This window comes from Halobacillus sp. (assembly GCF_049282395.1).
GTDB lineage: Bacteria > Bacillota > Bacilli > Bacillales > Halobacillaceae > Halobacillus.
Window position 1 is genome coordinate 1 of sequence record NZ_JBAPTY010000241.1, and the last position, 2,851, is coordinate 2,851.

The following is a 2,851-nucleotide window of genomic DNA, read 5'->3' on the forward strand; positions in this document are numbered from 1 at the left end:
TCCATCACCCAGACACTCGAGACATAAGCCGTTCATCAACGGACGGCAAGACCACCGTCCTTTTGATGCTCGGCTTATGCTGTTCGTGTCTATCGGGGTGATTCCACATTTGGACACTTTCCTATGGGGGAACGGTGAGCTTCCTCGCTCGTTTCACTCCCTGAGGGATCTAACCTAGTTCCTTCTCCCATGGGAGTCTCGCCATTTCCCCACCACCCCAATGCTAATAAGGTAAACGGACCCTGCTAAGGAGGATAAGGGCACAGCATGAACTCCTCGCAAATGCTTTTTTACCTGCATAGGCGGAAAGGTGACCGCTGAAAATGGCTATTCTTTGATCATCGGCCAAGTGCTTTCCTGGTTTTTCGGAGAACCATATATCGCAAGGTCCGGAGGGGGATGATGAAGACTCCTGCGGGATAGACATGATCGGTGAGACCCCGGAGAGCTTTAGCTCGAGGAGGCTCAGCACATGCCCGCGGAAAGCGAATCATCCCCCGCAGGACCTTCACGGTGAACCAATATCTCGAAATCGAGTCTTACAGTATCCGGCCTTATACTGGAATAAATTATTTATAAAGAATCAACAACCAGGATTTATATCTTTCAATCACTTGGAACCATTGTGTATAATAGTGGAAATTTAGTAGAGAGGAAGGGAAGTAAATGCAGTCCCAAGCTGTTAAACAGTCTGGAACATCGAGCCGCATACATATGATTCGAAGGGGGATGCTAGCTGGTTCTCCGATTATGCTTGGCTATTTGCCAATTGCTCTTACCTATGGGGTTCTTGCCAGTCAATCGGGAATGAGTAACTCGGAACTGACGCTCATGAGCCTCCTCGTTTTTGCCGGTGCTGCTCAATTTTTAGCAGTCGGAATGCTGGCTGCTGGTACAGGGGTTTTTGAAATTATAGTAGCAACATTCGTATTGAACTTTAGACATTTCGTGATGAGCTTCTCTTTTGTTAATCGATTGAAGAAGATCGCGCTCAGAGCGAAGCTTCCGATGACTCTCGGTCTTACAGATGAAACGTTCACTGTATCCTCTCTATATCGCAGAGAAGCAAAGGAAGATTATGGAGCTTACTTTTTCTCAGCTCTTATTATGACTGCCTATGTTTCATGGGTCGGAGGATCCTACCTCGGAGGCGTTCTTGGAGATATTATGCCTCAAAGATTGAGCGAAAGCATGGGTGTCGCACTTTATGCTATGTTTATTGGTCTGTTAGTGCCCTCTGTGAAAAACCATTACCGAATTGCTGTAGTTGCTGTTTTAGCCATGATTATTAATTATATAGCCCAGCAGATCGGCTTCAGTCAAGGGTGGGCTATTGTTCTAGGTACGGTTGCCGGGGGATGCAGCGGCATCTGGATCTTGCGAGAAGAGGAGGAAGACATATGATCATCTGGATGATTATCGGAATGGCTCTTGTAACTGCTATCCCCAGAATACTGCCAGCCTTTATAGTAGATATCGTGTCTTTTCCAAAATGGGTAGACCGTTGGTTAAATGCTATACCTTATGCAGCTCTTGGAGCTTTGATTTTTCCTGGTATTCTAAGCGTGAAGCCGGAAGCTCCTCAGGTTGGGATTATTGCCGGTTTAACAGCAGTGCTTTTAGCGTGGCTCGATCTCCATATTATTCTGGTCGTCCTTGGAGCCATCGCGTCTGTGTTTCTTTTAACATTATAATCACGCCCGCCCATCCGGTGCATATCGTATAGGGATACTTCCGGAAAGGGATTGATCGTGATGTATAGACAACAAGGATTCCCATTTGGACAAAACTTTGGTATTCCCGGGCAGGGACAGGGAGGACAGTTCGGACCAGGCAGCCCATTTGGTGGTGGATCTCAAGGTCCACCGTTCGGAGGAGGACCTGGTCAGTCACCTCAAGGTCCACCATTCGGAGGAGGACCTGGTCAGCCACCGCAAGGTCCACCATTTGGGGGAGGTCAACAATTACCGCCGCCGCCTTCTTCACCTCCATCCCAACAAGGGGCTTCCGTGTATGCGGTAGATCCTGGATCGCTTTATGGATGTTTATATCGGTATACTTGGATCAGACTGGAAAATGGACGCTCTTTCTGGTTTTATCCAACGTTCATAGGAAGAACCTCTGTGGCTGGTTACCGATGGCAGCGGAGAAGACGTCAATGGGTTTACACGGGCTTCGATACCCGTTTAATTTCAAATTTTCAATGTTAAAAGAAGTGGTGCCACTCTTTGGCGCCATTTCTTTTTATAGAATATACAGAATTATGTTACTATTAAGGGTAGAGAATAAGTAGAAGGGAAGACGAGCCTATGCCGGAGCTTAGATTGGCACGTTTAGAAGATGCAGAAACGGTAGCAAATATCCATGTAGCCAGCTGGAAATCTACATACAAAGATCTCCTTGATGAACGGGATGTAAGTAATATAACGGTTGAAAATCGAATTGCTCTTTGGCAGACCATTTTAAGGAAGCCTGTAAACGGGCAGATTGCCTATGTCATTGAAAATGATAACCAGGAAGTGGTCGGTTTTGTGTCTGGCGGAAAAGAACGTACCAGAAACTACGGCTATGATGGTGAAATTTATGCCATTTACCTTCTCGATGAATATCAGGGCCAGGGTTATGGAACGCTTTTAATCCGGACATTTGCAAGAGCAATGAAGGAAGCAGGTTATCAATCACTGCTTGTGTGGGTATTAACTCATAATCCTTCCAGCCAATTTTATATAAAACTGGGTGCTCATCCGGTAGAAGCAGAAAAAGTAACGATCGGGCAAGGTACCTATGAAGAAACAGCTTATGGATGGAAAACGATAGATGAATTAGCGGAAGAAGCAGCTAATTAAACAAA

Annotated in this window: 4 protein-coding genes; all 4 read left to right on the top strand. The window is 46.0% G+C overall.

Annotation, left to right across the window (positions count from 1 at the left end; translation table 11 throughout):
- Positions 1–666 precede the first annotated feature (666 nt).
- The 4 genes from WAM07_RS10380 to WAM07_RS10395 all read left to right on the top strand — a co-directional run bounded on the left by WAM07_RS10380 (position 667) and on the right by WAM07_RS10395 (position 2,846).
- Positions 667–1,404 (top strand): AzlC family ABC transporter permease, encoded by a 738-nt coding sequence (locus tag WAM07_RS10380; protein WP_422166615.1) that lies wholly within the window; start codon positions 667–669, stop codon positions 1,402–1,404.
- The gene (locus WAM07_RS10385) at positions 1,401–1,694 is read left to right on the top strand and encodes an AzlD domain-containing protein (protein WP_422166617.1); all 294 of its coding nucleotides are present in this window, start codon (positions 1,401–1,403) and stop codon (positions 1,692–1,694) included. The genes WAM07_RS10380 and WAM07_RS10385 overlap by 4 nt, the downstream gene beginning before the upstream one ends.
- Before the next feature lie 60 nt (positions 1,695–1,754).
- Complete coding sequence (locus WAM07_RS10390) at positions 1,755–2,210, top strand: hypothetical protein (RefSeq protein WP_422166619.1); 456 nt, start codon at positions 1,755–1,757, stop codon at positions 2,208–2,210.
- Positions 2,211–2,309: 99 nt separating this feature from the next.
- Complete coding sequence (locus WAM07_RS10395) at positions 2,310–2,846, top strand: GNAT family N-acetyltransferase (protein WP_422166621.1); 537 nt, start codon at positions 2,310–2,312, stop codon at positions 2,844–2,846.
- Positions 2,847–2,851 lie beyond the last annotated feature (5 nt).